Source organism: Emticicia sp. GW821-FHT11C11, from assembly GCF_058808615.1.
The window spans coordinates 215,178-231,130 of sequence record NZ_JBXARV010000001.1; the positions used below are offsets into that span (position 1 = coordinate 215,178).

At 35.8% G+C, this 15,953-nt stretch carries 14 protein-coding genes; 4 read left to right on the forward strand and 10 right to left on the reverse strand.

Features of this window, described 5'->3' with window-relative positions:
- The first annotated feature begins 5 nt into the window (after window positions 1-5).
- Both AC1RRY_RS00830 and AC1RRY_RS00835 read left to right on the forward strand, forming a co-directional pair.
- Window positions 6-581, forward strand: coding sequence for a hypothetical protein (locus AC1RRY_RS00830; protein WP_492818938.1), 576 nt, complete (start codon window positions 6-8; stop codon window positions 579-581).
- Complete coding sequence (locus AC1RRY_RS00835; protein ID WP_492818936.1) at window positions 563-1,603, forward strand: DNA cytosine methyltransferase; 1,041 nt, start codon at window positions 563-565, stop codon at window positions 1,601-1,603. The genes AC1RRY_RS00830 and AC1RRY_RS00835 overlap by 19 nt, the downstream gene beginning before the upstream one ends.
- Window positions 1,604-1,736: 133 nt before the next feature.
- Here AC1RRY_RS00835 and AC1RRY_RS00840 read toward each other — a convergent pair whose 3' ends face one another.
- The 4 genes from AC1RRY_RS00840 to AC1RRY_RS00855 form a co-directional block, all read right to left on the reverse strand.
- Window positions 1,737-2,138 (reverse strand): DUF2958 domain-containing protein, encoded by a 402-nt coding sequence (locus AC1RRY_RS00840; RefSeq protein WP_492818934.1) that lies wholly within the window; start codon window positions 2,136-2,138, stop codon window positions 1,737-1,739.
- Between the two features lie 142 nt (window positions 2,139-2,280).
- Window positions 2,281-2,826: a hypothetical protein gene (locus AC1RRY_RS00845; RefSeq protein ID WP_492818932.1), complete on the reverse strand. Its 546-nt coding sequence runs from the start codon at window positions 2,824-2,826 to the stop codon at window positions 2,281-2,283.
- Between the two features lie 311 nt (window positions 2,827-3,137).
- On the reverse strand, window positions 3,138-3,602 hold the full coding sequence (locus AC1RRY_RS00850) for a GNAT family protein (protein ID WP_492818930.1): 465 nt from the start codon (window positions 3,600-3,602) through the stop codon (window positions 3,138-3,140).
- Window positions 3,603-3,756: 154 nt separating this feature from the next.
- A complete protein-coding gene (locus AC1RRY_RS00855) occupies window positions 3,757-4,161 on the reverse strand; it encodes a helix-turn-helix transcriptional regulator (protein ID WP_492818928.1) in 405 nt (134 codons plus the stop codon).
- A gap of 333 nt (window positions 4,162-4,494) precedes the next feature.
- Here AC1RRY_RS00855 and AC1RRY_RS00860 point away from each other — a divergent pair, with 333 nt between their 5' ends.
- Window positions 4,495-5,238 (forward strand): hypothetical protein, encoded by a 744-nt coding sequence (locus AC1RRY_RS00860; protein WP_492818926.1) that lies wholly within the window; start codon window positions 4,495-4,497, stop codon window positions 5,236-5,238.
- On the opposite strand, the gene AC1RRY_RS00865 is transcribed toward AC1RRY_RS00860, so the two are convergent.
- Both AC1RRY_RS00865 and AC1RRY_RS00870 read right to left on the reverse strand, forming a co-directional pair.
- Window positions 5,235-5,723 (reverse strand): hypothetical protein, encoded by a 489-nt coding sequence (locus AC1RRY_RS00865; protein ID WP_492818924.1) that lies wholly within the window; start codon window positions 5,721-5,723, stop codon window positions 5,235-5,237. The two genes, AC1RRY_RS00860 and AC1RRY_RS00865, sit on opposite strands and share 4 nt — an antisense overlap.
- 33 nt (window positions 5,724-5,756) lie before the next feature.
- On the reverse strand, window positions 5,757-7,574 hold the full coding sequence (locus tag AC1RRY_RS00870) for a hypothetical protein (protein WP_492818922.1): 1,818 nt from the start codon (window positions 7,572-7,574) through the stop codon (window positions 5,757-5,759).
- A 258-nt stretch (window positions 7,575-7,832) separates the two neighbouring features.
- On the opposite strand from AC1RRY_RS00870, the gene AC1RRY_RS00875 reads away from it, so the two are divergent.
- Complete coding sequence (locus AC1RRY_RS00875; RefSeq protein ID WP_492818920.1) at window positions 7,833-8,183, forward strand: hypothetical protein; 351 nt, start codon at window positions 7,833-7,835, stop codon at window positions 8,181-8,183.
- A 474-nt stretch (window positions 8,184-8,657) separates the two neighbouring features.
- Here AC1RRY_RS00875 and AC1RRY_RS00880 read toward each other — a convergent pair whose 3' ends face one another.
- The 4 genes from AC1RRY_RS00880 to AC1RRY_RS00895 all read right to left on the reverse strand — a co-directional run bounded on the left by AC1RRY_RS00880 (window position 8,658) and on the right by AC1RRY_RS00895 (window position 15,727).
- A complete protein-coding gene (locus tag AC1RRY_RS00880) occupies window positions 8,658-10,988 on the reverse strand; it encodes an ATP-binding protein (protein ID WP_492818918.1) in 2,331 nt (776 codons plus the stop codon).
- Window positions 10,985-12,466, reverse strand: a complete 1,482-nt coding sequence (locus AC1RRY_RS00885) for a metallophosphoesterase family protein (protein ID WP_492818916.1) — start codon at window positions 12,464-12,466, stop codon at window positions 10,985-10,987. The genes AC1RRY_RS00880 and AC1RRY_RS00885 overlap by 4 nt, the downstream gene beginning before the upstream one ends.
- 526 nt (window positions 12,467-12,992) lie before the next feature.
- Window positions 12,993-14,207 carry a phage integrase SAM-like domain-containing protein gene (locus tag AC1RRY_RS00890; RefSeq protein ID WP_492818914.1) on the reverse strand — a complete coding sequence of 405 codons (1,215 nt, stop codon included), beginning with the start codon at window positions 14,205-14,207 and terminating at the stop codon, window positions 12,993-12,995.
- A 374-nt stretch (window positions 14,208-14,581) separates the two neighbouring features.
- A complete protein-coding gene (locus AC1RRY_RS00895; RefSeq protein WP_492818912.1) occupies window positions 14,582-15,727 on the reverse strand; it encodes a putative phage abortive infection protein in 1,146 nt (381 codons plus the stop codon).
- Window positions 15,728-15,953 lie beyond the last annotated feature (226 nt).

Here is a 15,953-nt window from a genome sequence, read left to right on the forward strand (position 1 = left end):
AAATTATGAATGATTATTTAGATATTTTGCTTGAAAGATTAGGACCGGAAGTTTTACCCTTTGAAAGAATAGAATCTACTCGACAACCTGCAGAAGAGGAAATTATTGATTTCTCTCATAACGCATATGATGCAATTAGAGACGGTCCTCCAACCCCTGTTACTCATCATGTAATTATGACTGAGGTTATTATTAATAGTGAGAACAATAGTATAAGCGAAATTACCTCTGACAATATAACAATACCATCTAGTAAAATGTATATATGGTTAATATATAGAAAGAACGAGGAAATACACTTTAAAATAATTCCTGATAATACTCCGAATATTGAAGGGAGAAAAAAAATTGGAGGCAGGCCAAATGTATGCCACTCAAATTTATCAGCGGGTGGTAAAGCTTTACAAGGTGGTGAATGTTGGTGGTGTAATGAGACAGAGACAATGTACGTAAATTACAAGTCTGGTAGATATGGAGCAATGACTTTAGATCAACGGGATGCAGTAATTGAATTTTTCAAATTTGTCGGTTATAGAAATGTTGTTAAAATAAACCCCAAAGGATGGATACTTCAAAATTAGAACTATATAGTATTGATTTATTTAGTGGTTGTGGGGGATTAACAGAAGGTATGCATCAAGCCGATTTCAAAACAAAACTAGCTTTTGAGATTGATGAAATGGCATCAAAAGCATTTAGAATGAACCATCCTAATACAACAGTAATTACAAGAGATATCCGTAGAGTTTCTATTACAGAAATCAAGGAAAAACTAAATGGTAAAGAAATTCACTTGCTTGCTGGTTGCCCACCTTGTCAAGGATTCAGTTCAATAAGAAGATTGAACAGAGCAAAACCAGTAGAAGATGATAGAAATAATTTGATAATGGAATATGTTAGATTAGTAAAAGAACTAATGCCTTATACTATTATGATGGAAAATGTGCCAGGACTTATAAATTACGATTTGTTTAAGGAAGCTATTGGGGTTTTAAAAGAGTATGGTTATAAATGGATTGACTATAAGGTAGTGAATGTAAAAGATTACGGAGTACCACAGAGTAGAAAAAGATTAGTTTTAGTTGGTTCAAGATTAGGCGAAATAAAAGTTGCAAAGGCTACTTATGAAAGCAAAACAGTAAGGCAGACAATTGGTAATTTGCCATTACCTGAAAAGTCAAATGACCCAATCCATAAAATATTCCCAATTCATAAACCAGACGTTCAAAGAAGAATTGACATGACACCAAAAAATGGTGGTAGTAGAAAGGATTTGCCGCAAGAATATACATTAAAATGTCATCAAGTGGAGAATATCGGCTTTAATGATGTTTATGGTAGGCTACGCTGGGATGATTATTCTACGACAATCACGGGAGGGTGTTTAAATCCTTCTAAGGGTAGATTTTTGCACCCAGAACAAAATCGTTGTATATCTGCAAGGGAAGCGGCATTACTTCAATCTTTTCCATCGAATTATAAATTTCCGTCTGATATAACAAGGACAAATTTGGCTTTATTAATTGGAAATGCTTTACCTCCAACTTTCAGTTATATTCAATCTAAAAACATTAAAAATCATATTGTTTCACATCTATACTGATTTTCATTTAGGCTATTAATTTCAATATTCCTTAATTAAAAGTACTTTATCTTTTGAGGTAAAGTACTTTTTGAGAATGATTTCTCTCCTATTGAATAATTCAAGGAAAGTCAGACAAATCAAGATAATAACTCTACAATAGCTTATGGTTCTCTTTGACTTTCTGGGTATCAGATATAAGTTCCAATAAATAACCATTCTCGTTAAATTCTTGCTTTATTCGTGCTGCCTCCGCATAGGCGCTAAGGGGGAATTTCGCTTCAAAGAATGTGTCACGTTCTATCGGCAGATGAGAAAGATCGCGGACCTCTTTTAATTCGTCAATAGACATATATCCAAGTTTAGGTAATCCAAGACCTAGATCACAAAGTCCAAAAGCAATAGATGTGTCGTTATAAACTAACGCTGTTAAAAGCCATGCAGCCCCTACATTGTGGGTAAACAACTTAACAACAGGAAAATGATCTTTGCTACGGTTTTTAGTTAAGTCGTTTTCGGTAAGTTTTTCCATCTGTTCTTTGGTTAAAAGCTGCATATCTGCTCCTGTTGGAATTGTCAGAAGCAATAATAAGGCAAGACAATAAGATGCTTGAAAATGAAGGGCTAATTAATCATTGTATAATACAGTAAACTTTCGAATTTATGGATCGTAATCCATCTTGAGAATCATTTGTCCGTTACTCTTTGTTTTCTAAAATACTCTGGACTTTGCTATTTATATCACTCTTGAATTTGCTACTTGACTGAATTTGAAGAATCAATGGTAATGTGCAAACAGAAAATACTAAAAAGCCACCAAGAAAACTATTATTTAAAGCCACGACAATAACAGATATAAATATACCTGCGACAAATAATATGCCTATTGCCGCCCCGGCTCCGATTTCTTCGCCTGTACTTGCAAACCTTAATCCAGATCGTACTTTAGTATTGGTTGTGTTATAAGCAGTTTTTAAATTATTATTCATCACATGAAGAACATACCAGCTATTTTTATCCTTACGGGAAGAAGTAATCATGGTCAAATTATGACCCACACTAATTGGGATTATTTCGTGGATTCTATAGAAAAATTCACCATGTTCGTTTTTTATAAAGATGTCTAACCATCTTTGAGTATCAGAAGATACACTACCTTTATAAGATGAGATTTGGACATCTACACACTCTTTTACATCAGTAACCACTCCTTGTATTTTGCGGAACTCTAAATTTTCTAACATAATCTGTTCGTTTAGTTTTTTTTGTGCAAGATAGTATCTCAAGATTTTCATTCGCCGGTATTGATCTATACAAATTGACAAGTCTCGATTTACATTTTGTTGTTGTAGTTTATTCAATACGGGAAAAATGAAGATGGGGAAGGATAAAATGGAATAGATATAACAGCTAGTAAAGTATGAACTAGTACGTGAACCAACAAAACATTGGTAAATTACATTTTCAGGTGCAAGATGTAAAAATAGTAGTGCGTATAATCAGTAGATATTTGTATACTAGTTTAGTTTCATATCCTTATTGAAAGAAGATAATCTTATATACTATAGATTAGTAAATCTAAATCATTATTGTAAGTATTACCTAATTTAGTGAAGTCAAATTTGAAAAGAATGTGTGCCATCGCTGGATTTCTTGTTGTTGCAAAAATATTCTGCTTATCAACTTCTGGCATAAATCTTTGCAAAAGTTGGTTACAATACCCTTGACTTTCGTAATTGGGATTTGTTGCTATATAACCTATTTCTTTTGTGTAGTTATATTTTTTATCCTCAGCATCTGCTAATCTAAAAACTTTGTCCCTATATGAGATTATTGGCTTCTTTAATGTGGCTGTAGTAACGATCTTGTGATCGTCAAACATAATGGCAATTAATTCAGCACGTTGAACACCTTCAATTACTTTTTGTTTTGAGATTTGCCCTCCATTACTAACTAAACTTGTAAGTTCAGATAGTACTTCTTTTTGGATATTAGTTGGTTTGTCAATGATTATCTTCATAAAACAGTCAACAAAAGTTTAGACTCGATAATAGTGAAACAATTGAAAAATGCCAGTATATTTCTTTTATTTATGGTACCCTTATTGAAAAATAGAGAAAATAAACACAGGCATAATATCCGAAAATAGCTTTTCGGATATTATGCCTTTAATTTTATAAGTTTTTTTCCCTCCAATATTTTGCTTCCAACTCAGCCTTTTCTTTTTGCAATTTTAGATTCTCGTTTTCTAACCGTAGTCTTTCTACTTCATGCACCAACTCTCTTTGATCGTAATTATTGGTTTGATGATTTGTATTATTTATTCCTGCAATTACTTGTGGAGAGTTGCATTGGTCAAAAAAATTATTGACTTTCTCCCCGAAACTCAAAATATCAGATGGTGATACACCTAAGACGTCCGCAATCTGTTGCAGACGAGAGTCTGAAACGTCCGTCTTGCCTCTCTCAATTTCACCATAGGCCACGCGCGAAAGGTTCAGCATGTCGGCCATATTTTCCTGTGAGTATCCTTTTAGAAATCGGATCCCTCTGATTTTATCTCCTGTGTGCATGTTCATGACAAAATGTATTGATTGAGTTGTCTAAATGTAAAGTTCAAAGCAAAAGTAGTGAAAATAAATCCACCTAACTTGCGGAGGTGTGATTTATAGAAACGTCGATCTGTTTGCGGGTTTGAAAATACAAAAATTTTGACATTAGATTCGTGGCCAGGTCATTTTTTGCCTAAAAATATCAAAATGTGATTCGCCCAAAATACGGTTCAGTAAAACTGATAACGAAAAGCAAGCATTTAAAACGGCTTAATTTAACCATTCTTAAATGATTGAAAAACAAATACTTATATAACGAAAACGACTTGTTGTTTAACCAATATAAAACCTTTGAAAACAATGGATTTCCTGTGCTATAATAGACCCGTCAACATCAGGAGGGTCGTGATGACAAACCAGTTTATGCGATATGCGCGTGCCGCCGTTCTGCCAGTTCTGGCATTAGGTGCTTCCAGCCTGTTTTCATCCTGTGGCAGCAAGCAAGATGATCCGAATCCCATTGATCCGAACCCAACCCCGCAAAAATACACGCGCGTTGATACATATGTCGGTATGAAGATAATTATTGACCCTGCAAATTCATTTTTTCAAGGGTCGTCAATTCTCAAAAATGACAATTCAATTGCCAATGGACTAAATTCTGCGGTAAATGGTGTGGATGCGTCGCGCGTAGCAACAGGGACTTCGGCAGGCGATAATACCAAGTTTTCTATGGCGATTAATGTGCCGAATATTGAACCCAGCTATACGTCTGCTGATGGTGGTATGTATTATGTGTCATCTAAAAACGCGGATATAGAAATTATTACCTATCGCCCTGCGACATCTGGCGGTGATCTCAAAGAAATTGTTGAGATTGATCCGGTTAGAAAAACAGAAACTCACAAACATGTAACCGAAATCAAGTTATTTGCACCAGATGCGAAAAGCGGTGGTGTTAAGTTCCGCACATTTGCTTCTAAGAAGGCATTTTCTGATTATATACAGAACAGTGCAGATAATACGGATACTTTCACACAGATGAACGTGATGGATGTTAAAACCACATCCTCTGCGTCGTTTTATTCGATAAACCCAAACTAATTCACAAGCGTACATGGATTGGGTGATATAATCGGACTTATCAGCCAATTTGCTATGGTTGTCGTAACCAATCCAGTGTTCAAGAAATCATTCGTATTCAGGTTATGATGAACGGGTTTCCCCTCGTTCCCTAACGTCAGGTGGTTGGAAAATATAAGCAAGTCGCCACCACGATTACGATAGGCATTGACTGCATCTTCCTGCAAGTCGCGTATATGTATGTAACTACGACCTGGCAAGGCAGCGCATTCAACAGGCTTGTCGAGAGCAGCACTTTCATTAAAATCGCCAAACATAATAAGTCGCGGTGCCATCGTTGACGCCAGTTCGCACAATACATTCGGGTCGTTGAACATTGGTAGAGACGCGCTTTTAGTATAGATGGTAATGGTATTTTCTGGTGGCAAAGGACTGCCAACCTTTTCAAAGTAGTCGTTTGTCAGTTGTGTGAAATTGCTGCCTGAAATCCAGATAGTAGAAGGCATACCGTCAGGATTGTTTGGAAGTGGCTGAACACATTATCCACCCCCGCCGCATATAGAAGGCTGGTCATCCCCTAATATCAAATTGCAAGGTTCCTTTGTAGTTGAACAAATCAGGTTCGGGACTTCAAAAATTGCACCTGAATATTGCTCCAAGGGATAGGTATCCATCCATATTTCAATATTATTGTTTGGTACGCCTATACCACACGGATCACCCGCATTATTACACGATACAATCGGAGCCTCGATCGACGTCGGATCAGAAGTGCGCATAGCATCCATCAGCCTTTCAGACCATATACGACTGTCCGTCAGAGAGTCCAGTTCTGCCCTTGTTATCGTCGGGATCACAGCTACGGGTTTACCCGGTGCAGACATTCCAGCCGTCAATAATATCTCTGCCCGACTGTCTGTCGTCGCGATCTTGCTGTTATCCCATGCCGCCGGACCTGGCTTGTTCTCGCTCCAATCCAACGCCACCGGTTTCAGCATACGCGCATGGCGCACTACCGGCAAACGCCGGTTCGGGTCTGATCCGCTGATGGTCGGACATGCCACCGTCGTCTCTATATCCCGCTCGCATTGTGCCTGGGCATAGCCGATACGGTATATTGTCTGCGCTGAGGATAATGTCGTAGTTGACCCGTCGCTTTCAGTGCGCATCAATTGGCAACGGCGGGCTAGGTAACGTGCGGTCATTTTGCCGTGCCATCCCCGGCCACAATCGCGCACCTCTGCTTCATTGCCGATCATTTCTCCATTATCATTCAGACGCAGGGGATTTTCAGGGTTTAATACATACCGGGGTGGGGGCAAATCCTTATCGCATTTCAAAAATGTCTTTGGTTCCGGTGTGTATGGCTTGGCATCACAGGTATTTGCGCTGTCATTTCCTTTCCTACAATAAAACGTGTAGTAACCAGGGCCGTTGTTTTCCAGTTGCTCTTTCAGGTTGGTTATCTGTAACGGAATGGCGTTATCATTCTGTTTGGAAATGTTATTGGCGGGATCGCGACAATAGATAGCTACTTCCTCCTGTGTCGGCGGGGGCATATTCGAGTTTGTATCGGGTATGCATTCCCAATATTTTGTTTTTCTTTGAAAGTCATTGTCGGCATTGTTGATGACTATGGTTCCCTGTTCTTGCTCCGTTTCATTATCACGTGCTTTCAATTGACAAGTCTGCTCGCGTTTTATTACGCCATCTGTACCGTTTGGGCATGGGATTGTTATATCTCGAATAATGGTTGGTTCAGTTGTTTTATTTGGGTCTGGTAATCCTACCATTTCATCAGGTGCGCGGAATCCTGCAACGAAAATCGGTGAGCCGTCCTGAATATCACTTCCAACCGTGCATCCCAATTCAATACCTTTCTTGGGTATTTGAATACTATTGCCCATTTTTATTCCTACGCTATCTACTCCAAATTTTTGTGTCAAAGTGGCCGCCATTGAATTGCCATGTCGCAACAGATCAGATATTCCAGCCGGCGTTATTGTGATATAGGCAATCGCACCAAAGTCACCACAACGACTTACAATTATGCCTGTCGGCGCGGTGGGGATGGGATTGTTTTGTACGGTAAGATCATTGGGATTGTCCGAAAGGATTTGACCTTTATCCGATAAAGGCGTTTTACGCCGCATTTGAGAGGCTGCCAAATAGGAGGAAAAGTTTTGTGCAGAAGTTGCCAGGCTTCCAGCCACGTTCTCAATATGTGCTTTTTGGTTGATGGCATTGTACCGCGCCGAAACATCACCTTCGTCTGGGAGGCAACCTGAAATCAGAATTGCAATCAGGAGAATGCCGATTTTACGCATGGGATCACCGCGAAAGTGTTTTTTGTGCATGCGTATAGTTTATGACCAAAGTATTAATATTTGTTAATAAGGACTTGATTTTGGGGATTTAAACTGTATGATTGCCTGGAAGCCTCATTTTTAGGCTTTTGGGTGTGGAAATCCAACAACTAGCGGTTTGTGACCGATAAAAAACTCCTCGATTTGTCGGGGAGGCCTGAGTGTATGTTCAGCCCGAAAGGGTAAAGATTCAGGCAGTCTTCCTAGTTGTGGGCTTTCCACCTCCCTGACACCAATCGCGGGGGTTTTATGATTGAGCAGAAAATAATCTATAATCCTGATACATTTGCTGAAGACCTAGAAAAGCGGATTGGAAGTGCAAATTATGATGCTCTTTATGAAGGACAATTATTGATTCAAGTACGATGTTTAAAAAGAGGGTTTTATACTTATAAAGAAATTGCAGAGATATTGAATAGATCAAAAGTTCCAGGTTCCTATCAAAATAAAAACAAAAGATGGACAGATAAAAGAGTTGGAATGGTATTGCGCAGGTATATGAAACTAATGAACTTGGAGAATAGCGATATTGTAAATAAGTTTCCGGATATATTCCGACTATATGAGGATTATATCGACAAGCATTTTAGCTTTGGATGAACATTATTTCTGTCAAATCTTGATTTTTCTGGAAACTGGAATTTCGAGAATCCTTGAAAATTTAATATTGAATGTTAAATTTTCAAGGATTTTAAAGAAGTCTCTAATGGTTAGGTGAATTACAAAACAATCTTGAATTTCAAATGAAAATTTAAAAATGACTCCTTGTGCATATAAAAAGCATTTAAAAGGATTATCTTAGAAATGCTTGATTATCACATAATCGATTGGTGCAAAACTCGCAATAATTAATTGAGAATTTTAAATTGTTGGCGGGAATGAGATTAAAGAAGACTAATATTTGGTATGTGAGTATTCATTATTTTGCTATAGTAATTAGAATTGATTTGTCATCAAGGTTATAGTAAGTGAAAAAGCGAATGCTTTGAGTAGGCGTTTGCTCTACACTTTTAATTATTCTCGCAGATAATAACAACGAGAATTGGCAAGCCCCTTTATTTTATAATATTCATGTTAAGCCATGTCATTGAAATCTGCGATTACGTCGTATCTCACAAAGAATTCTTTGGTTGCCCCAGAATTTATTGCAAAATATGAATTAAGTTCTTTTATAATTGGTATAAAAATCCTGTTTTCAGTTATAACTGTAGTAGTCGGTATGGCTTTCCCTCCGGTTGAGTCATCTCCGAGGCGCTCTTTCAACTCAATTTCGTAATAGAGAGACAACTGATTTGAAGCATGTGTAAAGATATAGACAATTTTGTGCATGCTCCAAATCACCTTAGTAGTATGTGGCTCCAGAAAAAAATCACGGTTGCTTTTAACGACTTTTTCGGAAAGGCCAAGAAACAAATTGAATGAATTCAAACTGGGATATTCGTTTTCTGTCTTTAATATCTTTTTGTCAGTATTGACATCCAACCGTAAAATAGGAGGAACGGAATCGAATTCATCGAATGTATAGTCCTCAGAGAAGTTTTCATTGATTATGCTTGGTATCTCTTCTTCGACCGAACCAATTTGGCTTGATCTCACATATTGTCGATGGGTCCTTGTTATTGTATTCGATTTCTTTATTACATCAGCCAATGGAATTTCCCCTGACGAAAGATCCAACAATAATGATTCAACTTTACCCATATCACTCGACTCATACTTGTAAAGTTCTTTATTCTTCATGAGAATTTGGTGTAATGCATCTGCCCCGTCCCTAGTTGAAGAGGGTACATACTGAGAAAACTTTTGGTAGAGGTGATTACGCACGAAATCTTTTACGAAACTGGCAAATAACGACCATTCAGATTTGTGAATTTGAAGTACCTGTCTAACAGTAGGAGAGGTGCGAGAAATAAAAATATTCACTGTTTTATCTGTTTGGGTTACCAAGCTTGGAACCGCATGGCTGATATCAGCTATTATCACTTTGACGTCAGCTATTAAGTAATCTTCAGTCAAAACATTGGTAACCCTTAATATGAGAGATAACTCTTCCATAGAGAGATTTTTTAGCTCATATTCTTTTAATACCTTTGCCCGATCTGGCACTTCCTCGACTTTTTTGTTTTTTATATACTCTAATTGAATCTTCCTTCTTGGATTTTCTTGACTGATAAGTAACAAGTATGTGTTTTCATTACCAAATTGAAGTATCGTGGATTGGTCGCGTCCAGAATAGTAATACACTTTTCTCCCATCAACATTTTGCTGAATTTTTTCCAAATTCCATCGTTCATTGTTTGGCTGTACAACGATTTTAAGTTTTTTTGCTAATTCATATTTCTTGTTTACGGAGATATAATTTAGAAAACCGGAATTTAAGTCGGACAGTTCGAGGTCAGCAAGTTCTTGAGCAATCGTGTATTCTGCAGCAAATACTATTTTTGAAACGAACTCTATACTTTCTCTGCTGAGCGCTTCCCTGCCAGCAGTCGGATGAAGATTCGACAGATTAACAACACCACCAAAATTAAAACTACCACCAACTGGAACCGGTGCTAATCCAAAGAAATTCCGTAAACCATAGATTCCGCCTCCTCCTTGGGAGAGTACAATATTTCCCACTATCAAAATCCCATCTTTAGTTATACTATCACAAAGTATTTTCACAATGTTCTGATTAGTAAGATTTATGGTTAAATTAAACCTCAGAGCTTTGTCATAGGTAATAACGCTCATTTTTTTTGTGAAGCTTTGATTTTCGGGTTCAACTTTAAATGAATCGTAATATTGACTTTGGCTAATATTTGTTCCATTTATCAAAACCGGAATCTGCAAAAAACGAATATAAGGGCTCAGATAATTTATAGCCCCAGAAACTGTTAGATTTAAAGAGTTATCTAATGTTGCAATTATTGTAGTACCAGGCTCTCTGATTTCTTCAAAACTCATTACATCAATACACTCATCGGTAATAGACAGAGTATCTTTATTTGCAAAACTCCTTATTGTAAGGTTACCAATGGCATAGTGTGTTATTACCTCAATTGAAGTACATACCCCAAAATTTGCCATTGCCCCAATTCCAAATGTTCCGACAACTCCCGCCTTACGGGCTATCTCATTATTTTTACCACTTGATCCAGCCTTCCAAAAGTTGTTTTGTATTACATCTTCATTCATGCCTATTCCATTGTCGATAATAACAATTTTTGATGATGTAATTTCAACTTTGATGATGGGTTCAAAGCTATCTTCTTCGAGTTGTTTTCTCATCAAAATGGCATCATAACCATTCTGAATGTTCTCTCTAAGCAGCGCATAAGGAGAATCATAAATATCATTGGATAATATTTCTAAAATTCTCTTGACTTCAATCTGAAATGAAAGCTTGCTTGAATTACTCATCGTAATATTGCTTTGGCATTATTATATAAATACTTGACAGTCGGGTCTTCCTTAATTGTTTCGTCTAAATCTGCCATAACTTTGTTTATCAAATCCATTCGCTTTAACCGCTTGGCCGCATCAAAAACTACAACTGTCTCTTTTACGGATTGGGGTTCTGAGAATTTTTCAATAGCTAAGTTATTATCTTCAGTTTCGGTAATACATTGTATTAAGAACCCCCTAACAAAGCCATCGTTTATGTCCATTTTGATCAATCTGGATTTTGCGTCTTCAAACTCTCTATTACTTATGAGTTTTTCTATATCCAGCATTTGAGTTGTCGAATCCACTCTGCGAGGATCCTTTATTTTAAAAGAATAAAAACTTGCGTTTCTTGATGCAATTCTTCCAGGTACCCAAATAGGGTTGGTAAAGGAAGAAGACTCCGATTTTTCCCTTACATGGAGCGTAGCTTCAAGCTTATCTTCAGATATTACCCTTTCTAATTCAAGTATATTATACTGCCGATTAGTACCAGTTGGCAACTCGTCACGACCGCCGCATAGCGTACCAGCACTGATTACTATTATGCTCTTTTGTTCGATTATATTATTATATTCATGTATAGCTTCCATTCTGTGCTGATGCCCATGAAATCCAATTGATATTTTTGTATCAATAAAATTTTTGAGAACACTGCCGTCCATGTAATTGGATTCGAAAGGCCCTCCTTTAGTATTATGATGCCAGGTTCCTAGTATAAGTCTGCCACGTTTGACAAGCTCGCGAATAGCCATGCTTGATTTTGAAATGCAATCAGGATGTATATCTCCCACAAATCGGAGGTGATCGTTATTATAACAACTACTATAAGCAACGATTGATAAATCTAATTCTGGATAATCAAACACATCGTACTGATCCGCTGGATTTAAACTGTATGTCCGGTGTCGATCATAAAATTTATGGTAGAATGTTGAAAAAGCTTCAAGGCGTTTATTATAGATATCAGCATTATTAATTTTGAAGAAGGACAAATCTTTCCACGACCATCTTGTCACTGATTGTGGGGTGAATGCGTCTTTTAATATCGCCCAGTTGATATTGTTTTTAGTGTCAAATACAGCGACGTTATCAATCTTCTCCATGCTATCTTTAGAATAATTCCAGTCAATATCATGGTTACCTGGTATAATTACTAGCCTGTTTTTTTCACCACCAAGGAAGTTATCGGAAAGGCTCGTGAGCAACTCCTCTGCCTCATTATATTGATCCTCTATTTCTTTAATAGATTGCAAAGCATCAGGGTTCGATGAGCCACGAACGATATCCCCACTAACGATAATTAAATCGGGACTACAAATTTTAGGTGTTTCGTCATTGACATATTTATCCCGATCAGAAATTAAAGAAGAAATTAAGGCACTGTTTGAAATAGGTGACTCTTTACTTCTATGCAAGTCGGAGATATGTAAAATCGAAATTTTATCAGGCATTAGTTAGCAGATTGATATTATTATGATTATTATACGCCTCTAAACTCATAATTACTATACTGCAAACCTAATCATTATAAATAATTATTATCCGATTTTCATAACAACTTTTGTTCTTTTCATGCCTCAACTCTAAGGGACAGTTGGCATTCGCGAACCAAGAACACTTTTATTGGTATATCCAGCCAAGCCAAAAGCCATCGAAAGTCATTCTATGAACATCAAATCTTTGGTATTTTCAATCGAACAATATATTAAAACTTGATATTTTATATGAACAAGGGCCATACCACAACTGAGAGATAACTAGTTCGATGCTCTTTGAAATTGACTGTTGACGGATTTCAATATCGAACCAATTGGGTTAAGAGTCATTTAGGCTTATGTTGCTGTTAATAAGACTTTATAGGGTGAAAAATGGGATAAAGTAGATATTTTCTGACTTATCCCAAAATGTAACTACTTGGAGATACTCAAACTCTCGACTAACTGATTAAAAGTGATTAGTTTATAGTAGATTGATAACTCAAACTCCAATTACAGCTTCTAAGGCATCATCTTCATTTTGGTGGATAAAGTTTGCCTGATACCCGATTGTGGTTCTTAAATCAGTATGGCGATACAACTTTTGAAGAATTTTTATATCTATTTTACCACCCGAAATATTGCCGAAAGTATGACGAGAGATATGCATAGTTAAAGGCTTTGTCAATCCAATTTCTTTTGCGATCTTTTCTAAAGCCTCATTAATATTCTTATCTGCATATGATGTTTTCCTTTGAACATTATAGCTGTCATTTAGGTCATCCAATACTTTCAACTCTGGAAAGATTAAATCGTTTTTGCGTTCATGATTACGGTATTGGTCTAGAATTTTGAAAACTTTTTCTGGAACTTTTAATGATCCAGGCTTTAAGTTTTTATCCATTGCGTAAAAAAGACGGTCATTTTGGAAGTCTGACCATTTTATTTGCAGTAAATCTCCAAGACGTATGCCCGCAAAATAGAAAGAAAATAACCATAAATTTCTGGCATGATTTAGGTTTGGCTTACTACTTAAATCTAAGTTTTCTATCAGCTTCACTTCATCAGAAGTAAGTCCAATTTTTAAGGAGTCTGGTATTTTAATTTGTATTTTATTTTTACCGAATGGATAATTCGTTTTATCAATAATTCCACTTGCAATAGCCTGATTAAAGATGGTGCGTATAATCATCAGGTTGTTTACTATTGACCTTTCTTTTAGCTTAGACTCGCCTTTTAAATAGGCTCTGTATCTTTTTAGAAGTGGAACTGTAATTTCATCAAAAGTAATATCTTTATCTTTCAGGAATTTCTTAAAGCTGTTTATTCTGGATTGTTCAGGCATTTCACGATTGTATTTGCCCGCTTTCTTCATGTTGGCAATAAATTCATTCGCCTGGTCAAAGAAAGATTTCCCTCCTGATGGTTTTAAATTTTGCTTTATATCATTTAGAGTGACTGTTTCTGACTTGTTTTGCAGGTCTAAAAGAACATCACTTGCTTCGGCTTTTTTCTGTTGAATCAAATTGTTCAAACGTGCCGAATTGGGATGCGATTTCCGTACCTTCTGCCCGACTATATCCCAATCTTTTTCGAGTACATTATATCCTAAGTAAATAAAAGTTGTCTTGCGATCTGTTGTTATTCGAATCGTAAGAGGATAGGTGTCATCATTGTTTTTCTTTTTGCGAAGAACAGCTTTTACAGACGATGCCATAGAGAAAATTATTGTCTTTATTTTTGTGTTGAAACAAAGATAATAAAAACTTGGTACAACATAGGTACAACATTTTGTATTTTTCCTTAAATTCTATAAGATTTTAATTTTTGTAAATCGCTCATTATTAGGAATTTATAATATAATAGAAACCAATAAAGACCGATTGTTTTTGGGCTCATAACCCAAAGGTCACAGGTTCGAGTCCTGTTCCCGCTACGAAAAAAAGCGTAATGCATTGATTCTCAATGTGTTGCGCTTTTTTTGTTTACTTATTTTTTAAGTGTTTGGTTAAGCAGTAGATATATTTTATTCGCTTATATAATGGTTTATAACAACGAAAAGAAGTTAGTATGGCTCCTTTTATTACATACTTATTCATTCCCCTCATCTGTCTCAAAATTAATTCTAGGGTAATATGTTTTATAATTCAACTCAAATAAATGATATCCTGGTAAATTTTTTATTAATGCGTAGAAAGTAATAAGATTAATTTTTTCAACTTTCTTTTTTTTGTTTTTTACATCTACTTCTGGAATATACTCCCATTTCATTCCCAGGCTTGAAAGGCTATTTACAAAGATTAAAGCTTGCTCATAGCTAGAAATTTGTGCCCTCAGTATCTTACCGTAGGAGTATTTTTCCTCATCTGTTAAAAAAGAGGTATAGTGAAGGTATTTATAGCTCTGAAAAAGATGCCTAAAATAATGTCCAAGCCTATGTTGATGTCCTCCATAATATTTGCTAAAATGTTTGTTTAAAGTATAACTAGATTGACTTTCGGTAATTGAATGAATCTGTTCTTCTATTTTATTAAGTCTTTTCCACTTATTCCAAGCAATGTTATTTTCTTTTTTTGGCTTATGTTGAATATATATTATGAGTTTTGAAAAATAGGATTCTGTATATCTATTTTTGAATCTATCTCGTAATATTAGTTTACCTTCTTTTCCGCTTCCATAGAAAACTATATTGTATGCAATATCAATAAAAGCTAATTCTATTAAATCAGCTTTAACATTATTATGTTGAATAATTTTTTTTAATTTTTGCTGATAATTTGATAATAAAACATCGTCTACAGTTAATAACTTTGAAATTTTTTTTACTTCATCAAAACAGTCTAAAAAATCTTCAAATATGACTCTAAATACTTTTCTATTTTCAGCAGTAACAAAATCCTTCCTATTTAAGTCATAGTATGTAAATCTTTGAGCACTTACATTTTCTCTATGCAAACGTATCATTTCAAAAAATTTTGATTCAAAAGATTCTCTCCGGTTTTGCTTTGCTTGTTCCTGAAAAGTAAGCACTATTAGAAATGTTCCAGCAAGCGCAAAAATAGTTCCAACTGCACCGCCTACAAAGTCTCCAAATTGTCCGGTTATAGTAAAATCTATTTTATTTTGGCCCCAAATCTTATAACCATCGCAAAACGTGCTGATAATAAAATATCCTAACACTATTATGCCAATTCCTATCAGAACCCAAGAAAGAGAAAGGAGCTTATTTTTTTTCATTTAGAGCATTGATTGAATTATTTTAAAGTTACAAGAAGATTAATGCATAGTTATAAATTGAATAAAATTGCAATTTATAACATCCCTTCAACAAAACAATTCAATATTTATTATTCGTGCTCTCATGTCTCATAAATATTGAGGTTCTTATTAAAAGAATCTGATGCCCCTTGAGAATATTACTTATTATAAAATACTAGTTGACAATATTTGTCTCTAATTCGTA

What these genes read in the sequence shown, in the direction of transcription:
- AC1RRY_RS00835 (WP_492818936.1), top strand. Translation starts at nt 563, where the DNA reads ATGGATACTTCAAAATTAGAACTATATAGTATTGATTTATTTAGTGGT.
- AC1RRY_RS00850 (WP_492818930.1), bottom strand. Translation starts at nt 3,602, where the DNA reads ATGAAGATAATCATTGACAAACCAACTAATATCCAAAAAGAAGTACTA.
- AC1RRY_RS00840 (WP_492818934.1), bottom strand. Translation starts at nt 2,138, where the DNA reads ATGCAGCTTTTAACCAAAGAACAGATGGAAAAACTTACCGAAAACGAC.
- AC1RRY_RS00885 (WP_492818916.1), bottom strand. Translation starts at nt 12,466, where the DNA reads ATGCCTGATAAAATTTCGATTTTACATATCTCCGACTTGCATAGAAGT.
- AC1RRY_RS00870 (WP_492818922.1), bottom strand. Translation starts at nt 7,574, where the DNA reads ATGCACAAAAAACACTTTCGCGGTGATCCCATGCGTAAAATCGGCATT.
- AC1RRY_RS00865 (WP_492818924.1), bottom strand. Translation starts at nt 5,723, where the DNA reads ATGCCTTCTACTATCTGGATTTCAGGCAGCAATTTCACACAACTGACA.
- AC1RRY_RS00895 (WP_492818912.1), bottom strand. Translation starts at nt 15,727, where the DNA reads ATGAAAAAAAATAAGCTCCTTTCTCTTTCTTGGGTTCTGATAGGAATT.
- AC1RRY_RS00880 (WP_492818918.1), bottom strand. Translation starts at nt 10,988, where the DNA reads ATGAGTAATTCAAGCAAGCTTTCATTTCAGATTGAAGTCAAGAGAATT.
- AC1RRY_RS00845 (WP_492818932.1), bottom strand. Translation starts at nt 2,826, where the DNA reads ATGTTAGAAAATTTAGAGTTCCGCAAAATACAAGGAGTGGTTACTGAT.
- AC1RRY_RS00860 (WP_492818926.1), top strand. Translation starts at nt 4,495, where the DNA reads ATGGATTTCCTGTGCTATAATAGACCCGTCAACATCAGGAGGGTCGTG.
- AC1RRY_RS00830 (WP_492818938.1), top strand. Translation starts at nt 6, where the DNA reads ATGAATGATTATTTAGATATTTTGCTTGAAAGATTAGGACCGGAAGTT.
- AC1RRY_RS00875 (WP_492818920.1), top strand. Translation starts at nt 7,833, where the DNA reads ATGATTGAGCAGAAAATAATCTATAATCCTGATACATTTGCTGAAGAC.
- AC1RRY_RS00890 (WP_492818914.1), bottom strand. Translation starts at nt 14,207, where the DNA reads ATGGCATCGTCTGTAAAAGCTGTTCTTCGCAAAAAGAAAAACAATGAT.
- AC1RRY_RS00855 (WP_492818928.1), bottom strand. Translation starts at nt 4,161, where the DNA reads ATGAACATGCACACAGGAGATAAAATCAGAGGGATCCGATTTCTAAAA.